Raw genomic sequence first — 19648 nt, 5'->3', positions numbered from 1 at the left:
GGGTCAGGCCTGTGCCTTGAGCTTCTTCTCGAGATAGTGGATATCGGTCTTGCCGCGCTGGAAGTTCGCGTCGATCATCAGGTCGTGGTGCAGCGCGACGTTGGTCTGGATGCCGTCCACCACGATTTCGCCCAGGGCGCCGCGCATGCGCGCCAGCGCGATCTCGCGGCTGTTGCCGTGGGCGATCAGCTTGCCGATCATGGAGTCGTAGTACGGCGGCACCATATAGCCGTTGTAGATGTGGGTATCCATGCGGATGCCCGGTCCGCCCGGCGCGTGGTATTGCTGGATGGTCCCGGGGCTGGGCATGAAGGTACGGGGGTCTTCCGCATTGATGCGGCACTCGATCGCGTGGCCGGTGATGCGCACGTCGTCCTGCGTGTAGCCCAGGGGTTCCCCGGCGGCGATGCGGATCTGTTCGCGCACCAGATCGATGCCGGTGACCTGCTCGGTGACGGTGTGCTCGACCTGCAGCCGGGTGTTCATCTCGATGAAATAGAATCCCCCGTTCTCGTACAGGAACTCGAAGGTCCCGGCGCCGCGGTAGCCGATCTCCTGACAGGCGCGGATCAGCCGTTCGGCCATGGCCTGGCGCTGATCATCGGTAATGCCCGGGGCCGGTGCCTCCTCGATGACCTTCTGGTGGCGTCGCTGCATCGAGCAGTCACGCTCGCCCAGGCAGACGGCGTTGCCGTGGCTGTCGGCGAGGATCTGGAACTCCACGTGGCGCGGGTGTTCCAGGTACTTCTCCATGTACAGGGTGTCATTGCCGAACCCCTGCTGCGCCTCGTTGCGGGTCAGCGATATGGCGTTCAGCAGCGCGCCCTCGGTGTGCACCACACGCATGCCGCGGCCGCCACCGCCGGCAGCGGCCTTGATGATGACCGGGTAACCGATCTCGCGCGCCAGCGCCAGGTTGGTGTCCGCGTCGTCGCCCAGGGCGCCGCCGGAGCCGGGGACGCAGGGCACGTTGGCCTCCAGCATCGACTGCTTCGCGGAGACCTTGTCGCCCATCAGACGGATGGTCTCGGCGCGTGGACCGATGAAGGCGAAGCCCGAAGACTCCACCCGTTCGGCGAAGTCCGCGTTTTCCGACAGGAAGCCGTAGCCCGGGTGGATCGCTCCGGCGTCGGTGACCTCGGCAGCCGCGATCAGCGCGGGAATGTTCAGGTAGCTCTCGCCCGAGGCCGCGGGGCCGATGCAGACCGACTCGTCCGCCAGGCGAACGTGCTTCAGGTCGCGGTCGGCGCTGGAATGGGCGGCGACGGTGGCAATGCCCATTTCGCGGCAGGCACGCAGGACCCGCAGGGCGATCTCGCCGCGGTTGGCGATCAGAATTTTCTCAAACATGCTCGAACCTGTTTCCAGCGAAGCCGGGAATGTGACGCCCGACGGATGGGTTCATCCGATGATGAACAGCGGCTGCCCGTATTCCACCGGGTTGCCGTTCTCGACCAGGATGTCGCGGATGGTGCCGCCCTGGTCGGCCTCGATCGGGTTGAGCATCTTCATGGCCTCGATGATGCAGAGGGTCTCGCCGGCCTCCACTGTCTGGCCGACCTCGACGAACGGCTTGGAGCCCGGGCTCGGGGCCCGGTAGAAGGTGCCGACCATGGGTGCGGTGACCCGATGGCCGTCCATTTCCGGTGCGGCCTCCGTCGCGCCCGCCGGGGCTGCGGTCGGGGCCGCCGCGGCGGCGGGCGCCGCTGGGGGCAATGGGGCCGGGGCGGCGGCCATGGGCGTCCCGCTGGCGGAGCGGGTGATGCGCACCGACTCCTCGCCTTCGTGGATTTCGATCTCGTGGATGCCGCTCTCGTCGAGCAGGTCGATCAGTTTCTTGACCTTGCGAATGTCCATGGAAGCCTCTTAGTCCTTGATAGCTGCAAGCGCCGCATCCAGCGCCAGCCGGTAGCCAATGACGCCGAAGCCACTGACCAGGCCGGCGGCGACATCGCTCAGGCGCGAGGTCTGGCGGAAGGGCTCGCGGGCGTGGATGTTGCTGATATGGATCTCGTAGAACGGGATGGCGACGCCCAGCAGGGCATCGCGCAGGCTGACACTGGTGTGGGTCAGGCCGCCCGGATTGATCAGGATGTGCTCCACGCCCTCGCCGGCGGCGGCGTGGATGCGGTCGATCAGGTCGCCTTCGTGATTGCTCTGGAAGCAGTCGAGGGTTGCGCCGGCCTGTTCCGCCCGGGCTTTAAGGTCGGTCTCGATGTCCGCCAGGGTCTGTACGCCGTAGCGCTCCGGCTCCCGCTGTCCCAGCAGGTTCAGGTTGGGGCCGTTGAGCAGCAGTATGGACGCCATGGCAGGGGGAATCGGTAGCGATCCTGTCGAGAATGGACGCGATTGCACCGAAAAATCACGATGCAGCGAATGATCGGGATTCTGCCGCAGGAAGGGTGGGAGTGTCCAGCGCGAGGCGCTGGAGACGTCGCCAGAATGGGGTCGGCCCGGCGCCCCGGCGAGCGCCGGGGTACCGAGCCGGAACATGCGGGTTAGTCAGCGGTGAGCGGGAACAGGGTGAGTTCGACGCGGCGGTTCTGTTCGCGGCCCGCATCGGTGTCGTTGGTAGCGACCGGCTGGTGCGGCCCGAGGCCGATGGTGTGCACCCGCACCGGCTGTACGCCACGGCGCATCAGGGCCTGACCCACGCTCTCGGCACGGCGCTCGGAGAGGTCCATGTTGTATTCCACCCGGCCGGTGCTGTCGGTGTGCCCGGCGATCTCGATCCCGGTCTGGTCGAACTCCTCCAGCACCAGTGCGACCGAGTCAAGGACATCATGGAATTGCGGCTTGATTTCGCTGCGATCGAAATCGAAGGTGATGTTGCTCGGCATGTTGAGGATGATGTTGTCGCCGTCGCGGGTCACGCTCACGCCGGTGCCGCGCAGCTGTTCGCGCAGGGCATCCTCCTGGCGGTCCATGTAGTTGCCGATGGCGCCACCGGCCAGGGCCCCGATGCCGGCGCCAATCATGGCGCGCTGGGTGCGGTTGCGACTGCTGGTGACGCTGCCGAGCACCGCACCGGTGGCGGCCCCGATGCCGGCCCCGATGGTGGCTCGGGAGACGCGTTCTTCCCCGGTGTACGGATCCGTGGTGGTGCAGCCCACCACCAGTACCAGGGCGCTGGTGACGGCCAGGGCGAGAATGCGTTGCATGATGAATCTCCCAGTATTCGCTGGCCCCGTGCGGATACGGGGCAATAGGTTCAGCTTGCGCTGTGGCGCGTGAACCGTCCATGAACCCGGGTTGTGGGTGGGCTATTCGGGAGCGATTTCGTGACGCAGTTGACGCAGAATGGGATCCGTCTCGGGGTGCACCCCGCGCCAGATGGAGAAGGCCTCGGCCGCCTGTTCCACCAGCATGCCGAGGCCGTCGCTGCCGCGTACACAGCCCGCGCCGGCGGCCCAGTCCAGGAAGCGCTTGGCGCCGGCGCCGTAGACCAGGTCATAGGCCAGGCTGTCCGCGTGGACGAGGTGCTCGGGGAGCGCCAGTGCATCGTCGCCGAGACCGGTGGCGGTGGCGTTGACCACTAGGTCGAACGGGCCCTGCGGCAGGGCGTCCAGGCCGCAGGCGGAGAGCCGGGTGGCCGGGGCGATATCCCGGAAGGCATCCACCAGCCCCTCGGCGCGGGCCACGGTGCGGTTGGCGATGATCAGCACCTCTGGTGCGCCTTCCAGCAGGGGTTGCAGCAGGCCGCGGGTGGCGCCTCCGGCCCCCAGGATCAGGACCTGGCGATTGCGCACGTCGAAGCCGAGGCGGTCGAGATCGCGACAGAATCCGACGCCGTCGGTGTTGTCGCCGTGGATCCGGTGGTCGCCGTCCCGCCACAGGGTGTTGGCAGCCCCGGCATGGCGCGCACGGTCCGTCAGCACCCGGGCCAGGGCGAAGGCCTCCTCCTTGAATGGAACGGTCACGTTGAGGCCCTTGAGCCCCTCGGCGAACCAGGCGTTGACCTCCTCGGCGAACTGCCCGGGGGTGCCCTGGCGGGCTTCGTACACGAGGTGTTGCCCAGTCTGTTCGGCGAACAGGGTGTGGATGCGCGGGGACAGCGAGTGGTGAATGGGGTTGCCCACCACCGCGTAGCGATCCGGACGCGGCTCGCTCATCGCGCCGCGTCCTCCGCGAGCCATTCGGCCACGGTGCGCGCATAGTAGGTGAGGATGCCGTCGGCCCCGGCGCGCTTCATGCCGGTCAGGGCCTCCAGCACGCAGGTGCGTTCGTCCAGCCAGCCGCGCTCGGCGGCGGCCTTGAGCATCGCGTATTCGCCGGAGACGTGATAGACGAAGGTCGGGCGCCGGAATTCGTCGCGGATGCGGCGCACCACGTCGAGGTACGGCATGCCCGGCTTGACCATCACCATGTCGGCCCCCTCGGCGAGATCCAGCGCGACCTCGTGCAGCGCCTCGTCGCCGTTGGCCGGGTCCATCTGGTAGGTCTTCTTGCCGCCCTTGCCGAGATTGCCGGCCGAGCCCACCGCGTCGCGGAACGGGCCGTAGAAAGCGGAGGCGTACTTGGCGGAGTACGCGAGGATGCGCGTGTGCACGTGCCCGCCGTCCTCCAGGGCGCCGCGGATCGCGCCGATGCGCCCGTCCATCATGTCGGAGGGGGCGACTACGTCGGCGCCGGCGGCGGCGTGCGACAGCGCCTGCTTCACCAGGGCCTCGGTGGTGATGTCGTTCACCACGTAGCCGTCGTCATCGATGATGCCGTCCTGACCGTGGGTGGTGAACGGGTCCAGGGCCACGTCGGTGATCACGCCGAGATCCGGCTGCGCCGCCTTCAATGCGCGCACCGCGCGCTGGGCGAGGCCCTCGGGATTCCAGGCCTCGGCCGCGTCCAGGCTTTTTTTGTCGGCCGGCACCACCGGGAACAGCGCCAGCGCCGGGATGCCCAGGCGCACGGCGGCGGCCGCCTCCTCCAGCAACAGGTCGATGGAGACGCGTTCCACGCCGGGCATCGACGGTACCGCCTCGCGCACGCCGTCGCCCTCGGTGACGAACACCGGGAGGATCAGGTCGTCCGCGCGCAGGTGGTGTTCGCGCATCAGGCGGCGGGAGAAGCCGTCGCGGCGCATTCGGCGCGGGCGGTCGGCGGGGTAGGGGGCGATCGGTGCGGTCATGCCAGGTCCTTGCGTGTTTGGAGTCAGCCGGCAGTCTCGGCGAGCCAGTCGCGCGGCTTCAGATAGCGTTCGTACAGTTCGGCCTCGGGCGTGCCGGGCGCCGGCTGGTAGTTGTACTCCCAGCGTACCAGCGGCGGCAGCGACATCAGGATCGACTCGGTGCGTCCGCCCGACTGCAGGCCGAACAGGGTACCGCGGTCATACACCAGGTTGAACTCGACATAGCGCCCGCGGCGGTAGAGCTGGAACTGGCGCTCGCGCTCGCCGAAGTCGGTGGCGCGGCGGCGCTCGACGATCGGGGCGTAGGCGTCCAGGTAGGCGTTGCCCACGCTCTGCATGTAGCCGAAGGCGTGCTCGAAGCCGCCCTCGCTGAAGTCGTCGAAGAACAGCCCGCCCACACCGCGCGGCTCGTCGCGGTGCTTGAGGTGGAAGTACTCGTCGCACCACTTCTTGTGCGCCGGGTAGAGGTGCTCGCCGAACGGGCGGCAGGCGGCCTCGGCGGTACGGTGCCAGTGGATGCAGTCCTCGTCGAAGCCGTAGTAGGGCGTGAGGTCGAAGCCGCCGCCAAACCACCAGATCGGGTCCTCGCCGGGCTTCTCCGCGATGAAGAAGCGCACGTTGGCGTGAGAGGTCGGAACAAAGGGGTTGTGCGGGTGGATCACCAGGGACACGCCGGTGGCCTGGAACGAGCGCCCGGCCATCTCCGGACGGTGGGCGGTGGCCGAGGCCGGGAGGTTGTCGCCCATCACGTGGGAGAAATTTACCCCGGCCTGCTCGAACACCGCGCCCTCGTGCAGCACGCGGGTGCGCCCGCCACCGCCAGCGGGGCGCTCCCAGGCGTCCTCCTTGAAGCGGGCCCTGCCGTCCAGGCCCTCGAGGCCCTGGCAGATGCGGTCCTGCAGGCTCTGCAGGTAGTCGATTACGCGCTCGATGGAGACGTTGTCCTGGCTCATGCTGCGTCCCGGTTGATCAGTTGTTGGCGTTGTTCGCTGCGTTGTCCGGTCCGCCCCGGAACCAGGCCCCAGTGCGGGCGTCGCGGATCGCGCTGGGGGCGTCGCGCCCACCACATTCTGCCTGCAGGATGGCATCGATGCCCGCCCCGAGTTGTGAGGCAACGCAATCCCAGGTGCGGCAGGGCTCCGCGCCGGCGCGGTTCGCGCTGGTCGAGACCAGCGCGCTGTCGGCGGCCGCGCACAGCGCACGTGTGGCCGGATGGGCGGTTACGCGCACGGCCAGGCTGTCGTGTTCGCCACGCAGTAGGATGGGGCAGTCAGGGGTTACGGGCAGCAGCCAGGTTGTGGGGCCGGGCCAGCTCGCGTCGATCTCGGCCTGGCGGTCGGCGGGCAGCGGGGCCAGCCAGGGGGCAAGGCGGTCGAGCCGGTCGCTGACCACGATCAGCCCCTTGGCCGCCGGTCGACCCTTCAGTGTCAGGATGCGTTCGATGGCCTCCGGCGCGTCCGGGCGGCAGCCAAGGCCGAAGACCGCCTCGGTGGGGTAGGCGATCACCCCGCCGTCGCGCACGTGGTGCGCGACGGGATCAATCTCGGCGGTCAGCAGCGGGGCGTTATTCCGATCCACGATCGCCGGAGGGCTCGGCACTCAGGCGGTTGTCGCCAGCGCTGGCGGACTTCGCAGTAGACGACTTCTTCGCCGGGGTCTTCTTGACGGTGGTCTTCTTTGCGCCCGTCTTGCTGGCGGTGGCCTTCTTCTTGGTCGCCGTTTTCTTCGTAGTCGTCGACTTGGCGGTCGATTTGGCCGACGTCTTGCTGGCGGTCTTGCCCTCGGCCTTGCTAGAGGACTTGGCAGCGGTCTTGCCCGTGGACTTGGTCGCCCCCTTGCGTCCGCGGCCCTTGCGTTCCGGGGCGGCGGCGATCAGTTCCTGGCACTGTTCCAGCGTCAGGGACTTGGGGTCGGTCTCTTTCGGGATCTTGGCGTTCTTGTTGCCGTCGGTCACGTAGGGGCCGTAGCGCCCGTTCAGGACCTGGATGCCTTCCGCGTCGAAGCTCTTGATGAAGCGTTCGGCGTCCTTTTTCTTCTTCTCGGCGACGACCTCCAGCGCGCGTGGCAGCTCGATGGTCCAGACATCGTCGTCCGGGCCCAGCGACGCGTACTTGGAGCCGTACTTCACGTACGGGCCAAAGCGGCCGATGTTGACCATCACCGGTTCGCCCTCGGGGGTCTCGCCGAGATCGCGCGGCAGCTTGAACAGCTCCAGCGCCTCCTCGAGGGTGACCTTGTCCATCTTCTGTCCGGGCAGGAGGCCGGCGAAGCGCGGCTTCTCCTCGTCGTCCTTGGTGCCGATCTGCACGATCGGCCCGAAGCGGCCCAGGCGCACGCTGACCGGGCGCCCACTTTGCGGATCGGGGCCCAGCTCGCGCGATTGCACGGCCTCGGCGCGGGTCACGTTCTCTTCTTTTTCCTTCACCCGGTCGCGGAAGTCGCCCCAGAATGCTTCCAGCACCGGGACCCAGTCCTTCTCGCCGCGCGAGATGGCATCCAGCTCGTCTTCGAGCTTCGCGGTGAAGTCGTAGTCCACGTAGCGGTCGAAGTGCTGAGTCAGGAAGCTGTTCACGATCCGGCCGGTGTCGGTCGGGATGAAGCGCTTGCCATCCATCTCCACGTACTCGCGCGACTGCAGGGTGGAGATGATGCTGGCGTAGGTGGAGGGGCGGCCGATACCGTATTCCTCCAGCGTCTTCACCAGGCTGGCCTCGGTGTAGCGCGGCGGCGGCTCGGTGAAGTGCTGGTCGGCGGTGACTTCGTTCAGTTTGACGCTGTCGCCCTCGGCCATTTCTGGCAGGCGCTTGTCCTCGTCGTCGTCCTGCGTGTCGTCGCGGCCCTCCTGGTAGACCGCGATGAAGCCGGGGTCGACCAGGGTGGAGCCGGTGGCGCGGAAGCGGTGGTCGGTGTCGCCGGGGACCAGGTCAGCAGCGACGGTGTCGAAGGTCGCGTGGATCATCTGGCAGGCGACGGTGCGCTTCCAGATCAGGTCGTACAGGCGTGCCTGGTCGCTGCTCAGGCGATCGCGTATCTCGTTCGGCACATGGCGCACGGAGGTCGGGCGGATGGCCTCGTGGGCCTCCTGGGCGTTCTTGGACTTGGTCTTGTACTGGCGCGGGCTGTCGGGGACATTGTTCGCCCCGTAGCGCTCCTCGATCAGACCGCGGATTTCGCCGATCGCTTCGCCGGCCAGGGCTACCGAGTCGGTACGCATGTAGGTGATCAGGCCGATCGCGCCGGAGCCGAGGTCGATCCCTTCGTAGAGCTGCTGGGCGGTGCGCATGGTGCGGCTGGCGGTGAAGCCGAGCTTGCGCGAGGCCTCCTGCTGCAGGGTCGAGGTGGTGAACGGAGCGGCTGGGTTGCGGCGGCGCTGCTTCTTCTCGACCTTGGCGACCCGGAGCTCGCCGCTGGCGGCGTCGGTCAGGCGTTTCTGGGCGTCGTGCGCCAGTTCGGTGCTGTTGAGGTCGAACTGGTCCAGCTTGTTGCCGTCCAGGTGGGTCAGGCGCGCGGTGAACGACTGGCCCTGGCGTTCGGTCAGGGCGTCGAGCGTCCAGTACTCGCGTGCGACGAAGGCCTCGATCTCGTTCTCGCGCTCGGCGATCATGCGCAGGGCCGGGCTCTGCACGCGCCCGGCGGACAGGCCGCGCTTGATCTTGCGCCACAGCAGCGGCGAGAGGTTGAAGCCGACCAGGTAGTCCAGTGCGCGGCGCGCCTGCTGGGCGTCGATCAGCGGCTGGGCCAGGTCGCGCGGGTGCTCGATGGCTTCCTGGATCGCCTTCTTGGTGATCTCGTGGAACACCACCCGGTGCACGTCGCGGTTTTCCAGCAGGCCGCGTTCGCGCAGGACCTCGTGGAGGTGCCAGGAGATCGCTTCGCCTTCACGGTCGGGGTCAGTCGCGAGGATCAGGTCGTCGGACTTCTTCAGCGCCTTGGCGATCGCCTCGATCTGTTTCTCGCTGCGCTCGATGATGTCGTACTTCATCCGGAAGCCGTCTTCCGGATCCACCGCGCCCTCCTTGGGTACGAGATCGCGTACGTGGCCATACGAGGCGAGGACCTGGTAGTCGGGACCCAGGTACTTCTCGATGGTCTTGCCCTTGGCGGGGGACTCTACAATGACGAGGTGCTTGCTCATGTGGCTCGGGACCGTCTCCGTGGCAGCGGGTTCCGTGTCGGGGCGGTGGCGGTTGCAAGCATGCAACCGGGTTCACGGGCGCTAAAGACTAGATGAGGAAAACGCCCGTGGCTACCGTGTGTCCACCGGAAGACGGGGCAATCAGTGCAGATAATCCACGGCACTGGGGCCCGAATCGTCGCGCATGACCTCTTCCAGGCGGGAATAGGCGATCGCGTCGTCGGGCTGGTTGAACAGCACCATCAACACCACCCAGCGCAGCTGGTCGAGGTCGATCTCCTCGGCATCCAGCTCCATGACGCGATCCAGCACCAGCTCGCGGGTGCCGGCCGTCAGCAGGCCGTTCTGCTCCAGGTGCAGCAGGAAGCCGTGAGACTCGGTGTCCAGGCGCTTGCGCTCCTCGGGGGCGTAGATCCGCTGGGCGGCACCGTCCCCGCCGCGGCCTGCCAACGGGGCCTCGCTCATCAGGCGGTCCAGCCAGCCGAGGGCGCGATCGATCTCGCGCCGGGCGAAACCGGCCTCCACCAGGTGGCGCTCCAGTTCCGAGCGGTCCGGCTCCTCGTCGGATTCCTCGTCGATGGTGTGCTCAAAGAGATACATGAGCACATCCAGCACGTTCTCGTTCATGATTCGGGGGATCCTGCGTCGAGGCGCTGGTAGCGCCCGTGGTCGAGGGCGGCCACGCGGCCATGGAGTTCAAGCAAAACCAGCATGGATGAAAGCTGTTCGATGGTCAATTTGGTGCGTTCGCGCAGGGTTTCCAGTGGGACCGGGTCGAAACCCATCGCGTTCAGCACGCGTTCCTGCTCCGGGTCCAGCGGTTCGCTGGCGGACTCGGCTGGGACAACCGGGGCGTTGGGCGCCACGCCCAGCCAGTCCGCGAGATCGTCGAGGATCTCGTCGGCCGACTCCACCAGCTGGGCGCCGTCGCGGATCAGTTGGTGGCAGCCGCGGCTGGCGGGGCTGAGTACCGAGCCGGGGACCGCATAGACCTGGCGCCCCTGTTCGGCGGCCAGCCGCGCGGTGATCAGCGAACCGCTCTTCAGGGCCGCCTCGACGACCAGGGTGGCCAGCGAAAGCCCGCTGATTACCCGGTTGCGCTGCGGGAAGTTCCGCGCCAGCGGCCGCGTGTCGGTGGGCCATAACGAGACGACCAGGCCATGGTCCGCGATGCGATGGGCAAGCCGGCGATGCTGGGCGGGGTAGATGCGGTCGGGCCCGGTGGCGACCACCGCGATGGTGCGCCCGCCGGGTGCGGCCAGGGCGCCCTCGTGGGCCGCGCCGTCGATGCCGCGCGCCAGGCCGCTGGTGACCGTGAGCCCGGCCGTGGCCAGCTCGCGCGCGAATTCGCTGGCCAGGCGCTCGCCCTGCGGGGTCGCCTCGCGGCTACCGACGATCCCCACTTGCGGGGCGCGCAGCAGTTCCGGGTTGCCGTTCAGGTACAGCACCGGCGGTGGGTCGGGGAGCTCGGCCAGCAGGGGCGGATAGGCGGGGTCGTCGAGGCACAGGAGGTGATGCCGGGGATCGGCATCCAGCCAGGCCCGGTCGGCTTCGGCCCCTTTGTCGCGGGCCTGGCGCGCGGCATCGTCCAGTTTGAGGTCGATGCCTGCGCGCTGCCATTCGGCGGCGGGGGCGTCGAGGGCGTTGCCCGGAGTGCCGAAGGCCTCGACCAGTTGCAGCAGGCGCCGCGGGCCGAGGCCGGGGGTATTGATCAGGCGTAGCCAGTCCTGGTGCGGAGCGGCCGCCGTTCCGGCATCACGCATGCAGCCGGCCCGCAAGTCCGGTCAGGGGGCGCGAACCTTGTCACCCTCGCGCAGGGTGCGTTCGGCCTCGGTTACCAGCACGTAGGAGACCTTCTCGAAGGTCTGGAAGACCATCACGGTGCCGACTTCTTCTTCCGGCAGGGTGACCACGTCGTTGGCGCGATCACTGATCGGGTCGCGTACCTCGCGTCCGGCGCTGAAGGCCGCAAAGACCTGACCGTTCTCGATGCCGTCGCGCTCGCCGCGGTTGATGATGGCGGCCTGGAGCTGGCCGATCTGGCTGATGGCGTCGAACAGCGAGATGATCGTGCCCTCGGCGCCGGCCGGCGCGCGGCCAATGTCGAACAGCCGGTCCTGCTCTTCGGCGTACGGTACCAGGCGATCGCCACGGATGGCCTCGCGTTCGCCCTTGCGGATATCGGCGCGGGCGACGTTGCCCGGCTCGATGATCTCCGCCTCGCCCACCGGCAGGGTCGCGACGCCCAGCTCCTCGCCGGTATCCGGGTCGATCAGCATGCCGTCGTGACGCACGATGTGGTAGAGCTCGTACTGTTCGGTGTCTTCGGCGTTGCGCACGTAGACGCGATCGCCCGGGCCGAAGATCACGCGCTCGTCCTGCGAGGCGAGGACGTACGGCGCGTTCTCCAGGGTCTCTTCGTCCAGCACCTGCGGCCGGAACATGAACGACTGCAGGGTGGAGATGGGGGAGATGTCCTCGTCGCGCTCCACCACCCGGGCCTCGGGTGACAGGCGATGGGTCGGGCGTACGCGCGGGCCGCCGTCGACCATGATTCGCGGCTGGCCATCCACGTAATGAATGCTCAGCACGTCACCCGGATAGATCAGGTGGGGGTTCTCGATCTCGGGGTTGACCAGCCAGATCTCCGGCCAATACCAGGGGTCCTGCAGGAACATTGCGGAGATATCCCAGAGCGTGTCGCCCTTCTTGACGACGTAGCGCTCCGGTGCGGATTCGCGGATCTCCGGCTCGGCCTCGGCGGAGCTGCGTTGTTCCAGTGCGTTGCGCGACTCGCGGGCGGCAGCTTGCGTTTCGCTGGTGCCGGATGCGGCCGTTTCGGCGCTGCCATTCTCTGGCGTGGCCGCGCAGGCGCTCAACAACAGCGTTACACTGAAGAGAATGCCCGGCAGAACGAAGGTCGTGGTGGCCCTGGTCTTGTACATTTTGGTGTCCCCTGTCAGGTCCGCGCGCTCCCCGAGCCTTCCTGTGGCCCGGCCCCATCCGGATGACGCAACTCCGCGGATATTGCGGTCCAACGTTAGCAGAATTGCGACGTCTGTACAGTACAAAGTTTGAGGTTTTTTCATGGCCAAGCGTGAAATCCTGCACTTCCCCGATCCCCGGCTGCGCCTGAAGGCCGAGACGGTCGCCGGGGTGGATGACGAGATCCGTACCCTGGTGGACGACATGTTCGAGACCATGTACGCCGCACCCGGCATCGGCCTGGCGGCCACCCAGATCAACGTGCAAAAGCGTGTGCTGGTGGCGGATGTCTCCGATGATCAGAGCGAGCCGCATGCCTTGATCAACCCCGAGATCCTGGAAACCTCCGGCGAGGAGGAGATGGACGAGGGCTGCCTGTCCGTGCCCGGTTTCTACGAAAAGGTGCAGCGCGCCGACCGCATCCGTGTGCGCGCCCTGGGGCGCGACGGCCAGCCCTTCGAGCTGGACATCGAGGGCCTGCTCGCGGTGTGCATCCAGCACGAGATCGACCACCTCGACGGCAAGCTGTTCGTCGATTATCTGTCCAGCCTGAAGCGCAGCCGCATCCGCAAGAAGCTGGAGAAGCAGGGCGTCCGCAGCGGGGCGGGTGACAAGGCCGCGGTCCCCGCGGTCTGATGGGGGTGGCGGACACGGACGTCGACTCCCTGCGCATCGTCTATGCCGGGACACCCGAATTTGCGGTCCCGGCGCTGCAGGCCCTGATCGAGAGCGGGCATGCGCCGGTCGCGGTCTACACCCAGCCGGACCGCCCGGCGGGGCGCGGGCGGAAGTTGCGCCCCGGCCCGGTCAAGCAGGTCGCCGAGGCCGCGGGCCTGCCGGTGGTGCAGCCGGAGAGCCTCAAATCCGCTGAGGCCCAGGCGGCGCTCGCGGCCTGGCGCCCGGATATCCTGATCGTGGCGGCCTACGGGCTGATCCTGCCGCGCGCGGTGCTCGCGATCCCGCCGCTGGGCGGTCTCAATATCCATGCCTCGTTGCTGCCGCGCTGGCGCGGTGCGGCGCCGATCCATCGCGCCATCCTCGCGGGGGATGCCGAGACCGGGGTCTGCCTCATGCAGATGGCCCCGGGGCTGGATACCGGCCCGGTGCATGCCTGCCGGGGTGTGACGATTACACCGGAGAACACCACTGGGAGCCTGCACGACGTTCTCGCCCGTGAAGGCGCCGAACTGCTGGTCGAGCAGCTCCCGGCGATTGCCGCGGGCGAGTCCGCCCCCTTGCCGCAGGATGATGCGCAGGCCACCTATGCCCGCAAGCTGGAGAAACAGGAGGCCTGGATGGACTGGTCGCAGCCGGCCACGGCCCTGGATCGCCAGGTGCGTGCGTTCAATCCCTGGCCGGTCGCCCAGACTGGCTGGCAGGGTCAGGTGGTGCGGGTGTATGCCGCGAGCCCCATTGCCGGTGCCGCTGATGCGGCGCCGGGCACCATTCTGGAGGCCGGCGCGGAAGGCGTGGACGCGGCCACCGGGGATGGCATTCTGCGGCTGCAAACGGTGCAACTGCCGGGACGTCGCCCGGTCGCGGCGGCCGACTGGGCTCGTAATGCCGATCTGGTCGGCCAGACCCTGACGGGGGTGGTTTGATGGCGGGCAAGCAAAAGCGTGTGGTGCCCTCGCGGGTGGATTCGCGTTCGCCGCGTCAGCGTGCGCTGGAGGCGGTCGAACGCGTGGTGCTGCAGGGGCAGTCGCTGACCCGGGCGGTGGAGCTGGTGACCGAGGGGCTCGCGCCGCGCGATGCCGCCTGGGTGCAGGCCCTGGCCTACACCACCCTGCGCTGGTATCCGCAGCTGGAGGGCCTGGTCGGCGGGTTTCTCGAGCGGCCGCTGCGCAAGAAGGATGCCGTGATCGGCGTGCTGTTGGCGCAGGGCCTGGCCGAGGTGCTGCATTTCGGTACGCGGGACCATGCGGCCGTGCGCGAGACGGCCGAGCTGGCGCGCGAGATCCATCGTCCTGGTGCGGTGGGGCTGATCAACGCGGTGCTGCGCCGTGCCCTGCGCGAGCAGGATGCGCTGGCCGCCCGGATCGAGGCGGAGCCGGGCCTGCGCTATGCGGTCCCGGACTGGTTGCTGGAGGCGATTCGCGACGCCTGGCCCGAGGACTGGGAGGCGTTGCTGGAGGCCTCGACGCTGCCGGCGCCGATGACCCTGCGGGTGAACCTGCACCGCGACAGCCGCGAGGTGGCCCTGGAGGCCCTGGCCGCTGCGGGGACGCCGGCCCAGCCGCACCCCACCCTCGCCAGTGCGGTGACCCTGGAGAACCCGGTCGACGTTGCTGCCTTGCCGGGATTTTCCGACGGGGCGCTTTCGGTCCAGGACGCATCGGCGCAATGGGCCGGGCACCTGCTGGATCCGCAGCCGGGGGAGCGCGTTCTGGATGCCTGTGCGGCCCCGGGCGGCAAGACCGGGCACCTGCTGGAGCGCGCCGGCGGCCAACTGGACCTCACCGCGCTGGACAATGACCCGGAACGCCTGGAGCAGGTGCGCGAGAACCTCGACCGGCTGGGCTTCGACGCGCACCTGGTCGCCGCCGACCTGGAGGCCGCCGACGACTGGTGGGACGGCCAGGCCTTCGACGCCATCCTGCTGGACGTGCCCTGTTCCGCTACCGGGGTGATCCGGCGGCATCCGGATATCAAGACCCTGCGCCGAGCCGAGGACATCCCGCGTCTGGCCGCGGAGCAGGCCCGCCTGCTGGCCGGCGCCTGGCGCCTGCTGCGCCCGGGCGGGCGGCTGCTGTATGCCACCTGCTCGTTGTTGTCGCCGGAAAACGAGGCCGTTGTGGCCCCGTTCGTGGCCGCGACCGCGGATGCGCGGGTGCTTCCCGTGAACGGCGATGCGGGTATCCCCGGAGGCCGGCCGCGCGAGGTCGGCGTGTCGCTGCCGCTGGGGCTCGAGGGCGGTGATGGCTTCTACTATGCGCTCCTGGAGAAGCAGGCCCCCTGATGCCGAGCGGCGCTTCCCCGTGGCGCGGGCCCCTCGCGGCGCTGTGCTGCCTGTTTGCTCTGATGGCGCTGCCTGCGCCGGCCGCGGCGGTGGAGATCCGTGGTGCCAATCATCTATGGCTGGACGACACCACGGTGCTGGTGCGTCTGGATATCGACATGCGTCTGCCCGCCGTGCTGGAGGCTGCGCTGGCCAACGGCGTGACCCTGGAGTTCGAGGCGGAAACCCGTCTGGAGCGCGGCCGTCGGGTAGGGCGCAATACCCTGGCGAGCGAGACACGCCGGGTCCAGCTGCAATACTTTGCGCTGAACCGGCACTACCTGGTAACCGCGGTGACCGACGAGCGCATGGACCTGAAACCGACCCTGGGGGATGCCCTGGACCAGGTCGCCCGGCGGCTGGGTCGGCTGCGCCTGGATGGGATTCCCGAGTCGGCGCGCGCGAATCCCGGGGAGTTCGACCTGGCGGCGCGCCTGATGCTGGTGTACTCGGCGCTGCCGCTGCCCCTGCAGCTGGATGCCGGGCTGCGCGGTGATCTGACGACGCGACAGGAGTGGCGGCGATGGTCACTGGATTAGGGAAACGCTGGTCAACGTACACGCTCGCTGCTTCGTCGCTTTTGCGTGCGAACAAGGCGCGGCGACTGCCGTGCAGTCATTCTGCACAAGGGAACCGCAACGCCGTGCGCAGGCCCGTTTTTGATCACAACGGGCGGCCGAGCCCCTGCTTTCAATGGTTCGTGGGGTTGGTAACCCAGGTTCCCCGATCCGGCGTTGCGGCCCTTGCCGGTAGAATGGCTACCGGCTGCGGACCGCGCCTTGTTTCGGAAAACCTGGGTTACCAACGCGAGGGTGTACGTTGATCAGCGTTTCCCTAAGGGGCTTCCCGTGGGGGCTGTTCGGCATCGGGCTCCTGTTCGTGCTGCTGCTGACCTCGCTGGTGGTGATGGGCGATGCCGCCCAGAACCAGGCGCGCTTCGAGCAGCTGTTCCTGTGGCTGCTGGTGTTCCATGTCGCCGTGCTGGTGGCGCTGGGCGGGCTGATCATCTATCAGGTCGCGCGCATGGCGATCCAGTATCGCCGCGGGGTCCCCGGCAGCCGGCTGACGCTGCGCCTGGTGGCGGTGTTTATGCTGGTGGCGGTGTTGCCGGTGTCGGTTGTCTATTACTTCTCCTTCAAGTTCCTGAACGAGGGCGTGGATTCGTGGTTCGACGTGCGCGTGGAATCGGCGCTGGAGGATGCGCTGGAGCTGTCGCGCTCGTCGCTGGATCTGCGGGTGCGCCAGCTGGCGAACGAGACCCAGGAACTGATGGGCGATCTCGAGGGGGTCTCGGAGGGGCTGGTGCCGCTGGCCCTAAACGACTATCGCCGCCAGGTCGGGGCGCAGGAACTGACCCTGGTCGGCTCCAACAACCGCATCATCGCCTCCAGCACCGACAGTCCGATCCGTCGTCTGCCGACCCCGCCCGGGTCCGACATCCTGATGCGGGTGCGCCCGGAACAGCCGTATTCGCGGCTGGAGCCGCAGCCCGACGGCTCGCTGATCATCCGCGTGGTGGCGACCACTAGCAGCCGCCGCCCGGGCTCGGAGAACCGTATCCTGCAGGGCATCTACCCCGTGGACCCGCGCATGAGCGCGTTGTCGCTGCGGGTGCAGGACGCCTTCGCCGACTATCGCGAGTTCGCCTATCTGCGCGGGCCGATGATCCAGGGCTTTGTGTTCACCCTGTCACTGGCGCTGGCGATCTCGCTGATGGCCGCGCTCTGGGCCGGGCTGCTGGTGGCGCGGCGCATGGTGCGCCCGATCTCCGACCTGGTGCAGGGCACACGCATGGTCGCCCAGGGCGACTACAGCACCCGCCTGGCGGTGCAGCGCGCCGACGAGCTGGGTTTCCTGGTGCAGTCGTTCAATACCATGACGCGCACCCTGAACGAGGCGCGCGACGAGGCGGAACGCAACCGCCGCCTGCTGGACGCCGAGCGCGCCTACCTGGAGAGCGTGCTGCAACACTTGCGTTCCGGCGTGCTGGCGCTGGATGGCAGCCTGCGCCTGCGTACCGCGAACGCCGCGGCCAGCGAGATCCTGGAGTGCGACCTGCAGCGGGCGCGCACCCGGGTGATGTCGGAGGTGGGCGCCGAGTGCCCGCTGGTGGCGCAGTTTTTCGAGGCGATCAGCGATGCCCTGGTGCGCCAGGAAGAAGAATGGTCGCGCCAGGTGGTGGTGTTCACCCGTAGCGGGCGCAAGGTACTGATGACCCGCGCCGTGTGGCTGCCGACCTCGGGGTCCAGCCGTGGTCTGCACGCGATCGTGTTCGACGACATGACCGAGTTCCTGAAGGCCCAGCGTGACGCCGCCTGGGGCGAGGTGGCGCGCCGCCTGGCGCACGAGATCAAGAACCCGCTGACCCCGATCCAGCTGTCCGCCGAGCGCCTGTCGCGGCGTCTGGGCAAGGTGCTGGAGGGGGCGGATCGCGAGGTGCTGGACCGGGCAACCGGGACCATCGTGCAGCAGGTGGAGGCGATGAAGACCCTGGTCAACGCCTTCCGCGACTATGCCCAGGCCCCGCAGCTGGAGCGCGCGTCGGTGGATCTGAACCAGCTGATCCGGGACGTCTGCGAGTTGTACCTGGACCAGGACGGGCGCTCGCGCGTCGATGTCACGCTGGATGCGTCCCTGCCGCGAATCCATGGCGACGCCGGGCGTCTGCGCCAGTTGCTGCACAACCTGATCAAGAACGCCCTGGAGGCGGGCGAGGGCCACGAGGACATGGAGGTGCATGTCGCCACGGCGTATCTCGACGACTCGGCCGGTCCGCATATCGAATTGCGCGTGATCGACACCGGCCCGGGCATCAAGCCGGAGTTCCTCGAGCGCATCTTCGAGCCCTACACCACCGACAAGCCGCGTGGCACCGGTCTCGGTCTGGCCGTCGCGCAGAAGATCGTGGAGGAGCATGGCGGCATGATTGAGTGCCATAATGCAGAGTCCGGGCCGGGCGGGGCGGTCTTCCGCATCCGCATCCCGGTGGAGCATGGTCCGGTGGTTCACGAGGAGCCCGAATGAGCGAAGCCTACATACTCGTAGTCGACGACGAGCCGGACATCCGCATGCTGCTGCAGGATGTGCTGGAGGACGAGGGCTATCAGGTAGCACTCGCCGGCTCCGTGGCCGAGGCCAAGGCGCAGCGTCGCAGTCGCCGCCCGGACCTGATCCTGCTGGATGTCTGGATGCCGGACGGTGACGGGATCTCCCTGCTCAAGGAGTGGGGCGATGACGAGGGGCTGCCCTGCCCGGTGGTGATGATCTCCGGTCACGGCAACGTCGAGACCGCAGTCGATGCCACGCGCCTGGGCGCCTACGACTTCATCGAGAAGCCGTTGTCCATCGACAAGCTGCTGATTACCCTGAACAATGCCCTGGAGGCCGCACGCCTGCAGCGCGAGAACGTGGGCCTGAAGCGCCATGCGGGGACGGTGGCCGACCCGGTGGGCGACAGCGCCACCATGGTGAACCTGCGTGACCAGGTGCAGCGCATGGCGCAGCACGATACCTGGGTGCTGATCACCGGCGAGCCAGGCGTTGGCAAGCAGACCTTCGCGCGGCTGCTGCATGCGCGCAGCGCGCGCCGCGAGAGCCCGTTCATCGTGGTCTCGGTGGGGTCGCTCTCGGGCGAGGAGGCGATCGCCGAGCTGTTCGGCAGCGAGCAGGGAGAACATGTGCGCTATGGGCTGCTGGAGCAGGCGGCGGGTGGCGTGCTGTTCCTGGACGAGGTCGCGGAGATGGATCTGCAGACCCAGGGGCGGTTGCTGCATGCGCTGGATACTCAGCGCATCACCCGCATTGGCGGCAACCAGCCGATCAGCGTGAACGTGCGCGTGATCGCAGGGAGCCAGTACGACCTGGCCGAGGCGGTCAAGCAGGGCCACTTCCGCGAGGACCTGTACTACCGGTTGAATGTCCTGCCACTGACCATCCCGCCCCTGCGCGAGCACCCCGAAGACATCCCGGAACTGCTGGAGTGTCATATGCGCCACCTGCACCAGCAGGAGGGGCTGCCGCCGCGCGCCTTCCAGCGTCCGGCCCTGGAACGGCTGCAGCAGTACCACTGGCCGGGCAACGTGCGCGAACTGCGCAATCTGGTGCAGCGGCTGATGATCCTGGGCTCCGGCGACGAGATCACCCGCGACGAGGTGGAGCGTACCCTCAGCGGGCAGCCGCAGCGCGCCGAGGAGGGTGGCGAGGGGGTAGTCGCCATCCCCGATCTGCCGCTGCGCGAGGCGCGCGAACAGTTCGAGCGCGAATACCTGCAGCAACAGCTGGAGCGCTCCGAGGGCAACATGACGCGCCTGGCGGAACGGGTGGGGCTGGAGCGCACGCACCTGTACCGCAAGTTCAAGGCGCTGGGGATCGACCCCAAGCGTGTGAAATCCGATAGCTGAACCCG

At 68.2% G+C, this 19648-nt stretch carries 18 protein-coding genes; 6 read left to right on the top strand and 12 right to left on the bottom strand.

Features of this window, described 5'->3' with window-relative positions; translation table 11 throughout:
- Positions 1–3 precede the first annotated feature (3 nt).
- From accC to F816_RS0102915, 12 genes are all read right to left on the bottom strand, one after another.
- Positions 4–1350: an acetyl-CoA carboxylase biotin carboxylase subunit gene (gene accC, locus F816_RS0102970; protein ID WP_019593476.1), complete on the bottom strand. Its 1347-nt coding sequence runs from the start codon at positions 1348–1350 to the stop codon at positions 4–6.
- 51 nt (positions 1351–1401) lie between these two features.
- Entirely contained in the window at positions 1402–1857 is a 456-nt protein-coding gene (gene accB / locus F816_RS0102965; RefSeq protein ID WP_018951815.1) for an acetyl-CoA carboxylase biotin carboxyl carrier protein, read from the bottom strand.
- A 9-nt stretch (positions 1858–1866) separates the two neighbouring features.
- On the bottom strand, positions 1867–2307 hold the full coding sequence (gene aroQ / locus F816_RS0102960; protein WP_018176254.1) for a type II 3-dehydroquinate dehydratase: 441 nt from the start codon (positions 2305–2307) through the stop codon (positions 1867–1869).
- Between the two features lie 191 nt (positions 2308–2498).
- Positions 2499–3161 carry an OmpA family protein gene (locus tag F816_RS0102955; RefSeq protein ID WP_019593475.1) on the bottom strand — a complete coding sequence of 221 codons (663 nt, stop codon included), beginning with the start codon at positions 3159–3161 and terminating at the stop codon, positions 2499–2501.
- A gap of 102 nt (positions 3162–3263) precedes the next feature.
- Positions 3264–4112 (bottom strand): shikimate dehydrogenase, encoded by an 849-nt coding sequence (aroE, locus tag F816_RS0102950; protein WP_019593474.1) that lies wholly within the window; start codon positions 4110–4112, stop codon positions 3264–3266.
- Positions 4109–5125, bottom strand: coding sequence for a porphobilinogen synthase (gene hemB, locus F816_RS0102945; RefSeq protein WP_019593473.1), 1017 nt, complete (start codon positions 5123–5125; stop codon positions 4109–4111). The genes aroE and hemB overlap by 4 nt, the downstream gene beginning before the upstream one ends.
- A 23-nt stretch (positions 5126–5148) precedes the next feature.
- Positions 5149–6078, bottom strand: a complete 930-nt coding sequence (hemF, locus tag F816_RS0102940; protein WP_019593472.1) for an oxygen-dependent coproporphyrinogen oxidase — start codon at positions 6076–6078, stop codon at positions 5149–5151.
- A 16-nt stretch (positions 6079–6094) separates the two neighbouring features.
- Entirely contained in the window at positions 6095–6703 is a 609-nt protein-coding gene (locus F816_RS0102935) for an L-threonylcarbamoyladenylate synthase (RefSeq protein WP_019593471.1), read from the bottom strand.
- The gene (locus tag F816_RS0102930) at positions 6690–9260 is read right to left on the bottom strand and encodes a DNA topoisomerase I (protein WP_019593470.1); all 2571 of its coding nucleotides are present in this window, start codon (positions 9258–9260) and stop codon (positions 6690–6692) included. Before F816_RS0102930 ends, F816_RS0102935 begins: the two co-directional genes overlap by 14 nt.
- 141 nt (positions 9261–9401) lie before the next feature.
- Entirely contained in the window at positions 9402–9887 is a 486-nt protein-coding gene (locus F816_RS0102925; protein ID WP_018144651.1) for a DUF494 family protein, read from the bottom strand.
- Positions 9884–11023 (bottom strand): DNA-processing protein DprA, encoded by a 1140-nt coding sequence (gene dprA, locus F816_RS0102920; RefSeq protein WP_019593469.1) that lies wholly within the window; start codon positions 11021–11023, stop codon positions 9884–9886. The genes F816_RS0102925 and dprA overlap by 4 nt, the downstream gene beginning before the upstream one ends.
- A gap of 21 nt (positions 11024–11044) precedes the next feature.
- Positions 11045–12205 carry a LysM peptidoglycan-binding domain-containing protein gene (locus tag F816_RS0102915; RefSeq protein WP_019593468.1) on the bottom strand — a complete coding sequence of 387 codons (1161 nt, stop codon included), beginning with the start codon at positions 12203–12205 and terminating at the stop codon, positions 11045–11047.
- A 142-nt stretch (positions 12206–12347) separates the two neighbouring features.
- On the opposite strand from F816_RS0102915, the gene def reads away from it, so the two are divergent.
- From def to F816_RS0102885, 6 genes are all read left to right on the top strand, one after another.
- Positions 12348–12881 carry a peptide deformylase gene (gene def / locus F816_RS0102910; protein WP_019593467.1) on the top strand — a complete coding sequence of 178 codons (534 nt, stop codon included), beginning with the start codon at positions 12348–12350 and terminating at the stop codon, positions 12879–12881.
- A complete protein-coding gene (gene fmt / locus F816_RS0102905) occupies positions 12881–13846 on the top strand; it encodes a methionyl-tRNA formyltransferase (protein ID WP_019593466.1) in 966 nt (321 codons plus the stop codon). Before def ends, fmt begins: the two co-directional genes overlap by 1 nt.
- Positions 13846–15204 (top strand): 16S rRNA (cytosine(967)-C(5))-methyltransferase RsmB, encoded by a 1359-nt coding sequence (gene rsmB / locus F816_RS0102900; RefSeq protein WP_019593465.1) that lies wholly within the window; start codon positions 13846–13848, stop codon positions 15202–15204. The genes fmt and rsmB overlap by 1 nt, the downstream gene beginning before the upstream one ends.
- Entirely contained in the window at positions 15204–15782 is a 579-nt protein-coding gene (locus tag F816_RS0102895) for a DUF4390 domain-containing protein (RefSeq protein WP_019593464.1), read from the top strand. The genes rsmB and F816_RS0102895 overlap by 1 nt, the downstream gene beginning before the upstream one ends.
- 280 nt (positions 15783–16062) lie before the next feature.
- Positions 16063–18267: an ATP-binding protein gene (locus F816_RS0102890; RefSeq protein ID WP_019593463.1), complete on the top strand. Its 2205-nt coding sequence runs from the start codon at positions 16063–16065 to the stop codon at positions 18265–18267.
- Entirely contained in the window at positions 18264–19643 is a 1380-nt protein-coding gene (locus tag F816_RS0102885; protein WP_019593462.1) for a sigma-54 dependent transcriptional regulator, read from the top strand. Before F816_RS0102890 ends, F816_RS0102885 begins: the two co-directional genes overlap by 4 nt.
- Positions 19644–19648: the final 5 nt, after the last annotated feature.

Source organism: Thioalkalivibrio sp. ALM2T (assembly GCF_000381505.1).
In the GTDB taxonomy this organism is placed as follows: domain Bacteria; phylum Pseudomonadota; class Gammaproteobacteria; order Ectothiorhodospirales; family Ectothiorhodospiraceae; genus Thioalkalivibrio; species Thioalkalivibrio versutus.
Note: the sequence above shows the minus strand (reverse complement) of the source record. Positions and strands in the feature narration are given on the sequence as shown.

Excerpts from the sequence above, each read along its gene's own strand:
- accC (WP_019593476.1), bottom strand. The coding sequence starts at position 1,350 with ATGTTTGAGAAAATTCTGATCGCCAACCGCGGCGAGATCGCCCTGCGG.
- accB (WP_018951815.1), bottom strand. The coding sequence starts at position 1,857 with ATGGACATTCGCAAGGTCAAGAAACTGATCGACCTGCTCGACGAGAGC.
- aroQ (WP_018176254.1), bottom strand. The coding sequence starts at position 2,307 with ATGGCGTCCATACTGCTGCTCAACGGCCCCAACCTGAACCTGCTGGGA.
- F816_RS0102955 (WP_019593475.1), bottom strand. The coding sequence starts at position 3,161 with ATGCAACGCATTCTCGCCCTGGCCGTCACCAGCGCCCTGGTACTGGTG.
- aroE (WP_019593474.1), bottom strand. The coding sequence starts at position 4,112 with ATGAGCGAGCCGCGTCCGGATCGCTACGCGGTGGTGGGCAACCCCATT.
- hemB (WP_019593473.1), bottom strand. The coding sequence starts at position 5,125 with ATGACCGCACCGATCGCCCCCTACCCCGCCGACCGCCCGCGCCGAATG.
- hemF (WP_019593472.1), bottom strand. The coding sequence starts at position 6,078 with ATGAGCCAGGACAACGTCTCCATCGAGCGCGTAATCGACTACCTGCAG.
- F816_RS0102930 (WP_019593470.1), bottom strand. The coding sequence starts at position 9,260 with ATGAGCAAGCACCTCGTCATTGTAGAGTCCCCCGCCAAGGGCAAGACC.
- F816_RS0102925 (WP_018144651.1), bottom strand. The coding sequence starts at position 9,887 with ATGAACGAGAACGTGCTGGATGTGCTCATGTATCTCTTTGAGCACACC.
- dprA (WP_019593469.1), bottom strand. The coding sequence starts at position 11,023 with ATGCGTGATGCCGGAACGGCGGCCGCTCCGCACCAGGACTGGCTACGC.
- F816_RS0102915 (WP_019593468.1), bottom strand. The coding sequence starts at position 12,205 with ATGTACAAGACCAGGGCCACCACGACCTTCGTTCTGCCGGGCATTCTC.
- def (WP_019593467.1), top strand. The coding sequence starts at position 12,348 with ATGGCCAAGCGTGAAATCCTGCACTTCCCCGATCCCCGGCTGCGCCTG.
- fmt (WP_019593466.1), top strand. The coding sequence starts at position 12,881 with ATGGGGGTGGCGGACACGGACGTCGACTCCCTGCGCATCGTCTATGCC.
- rsmB (WP_019593465.1), top strand. The coding sequence starts at position 13,846 with ATGGCGGGCAAGCAAAAGCGTGTGGTGCCCTCGCGGGTGGATTCGCGT.
- F816_RS0102895 (WP_019593464.1), top strand. The coding sequence starts at position 15,204 with ATGCCGAGCGGCGCTTCCCCGTGGCGCGGGCCCCTCGCGGCGCTGTGC.
- F816_RS0102885 (WP_019593462.1), top strand. The coding sequence starts at position 18,264 with ATGAGCGAAGCCTACATACTCGTAGTCGACGACGAGCCGGACATCCGC.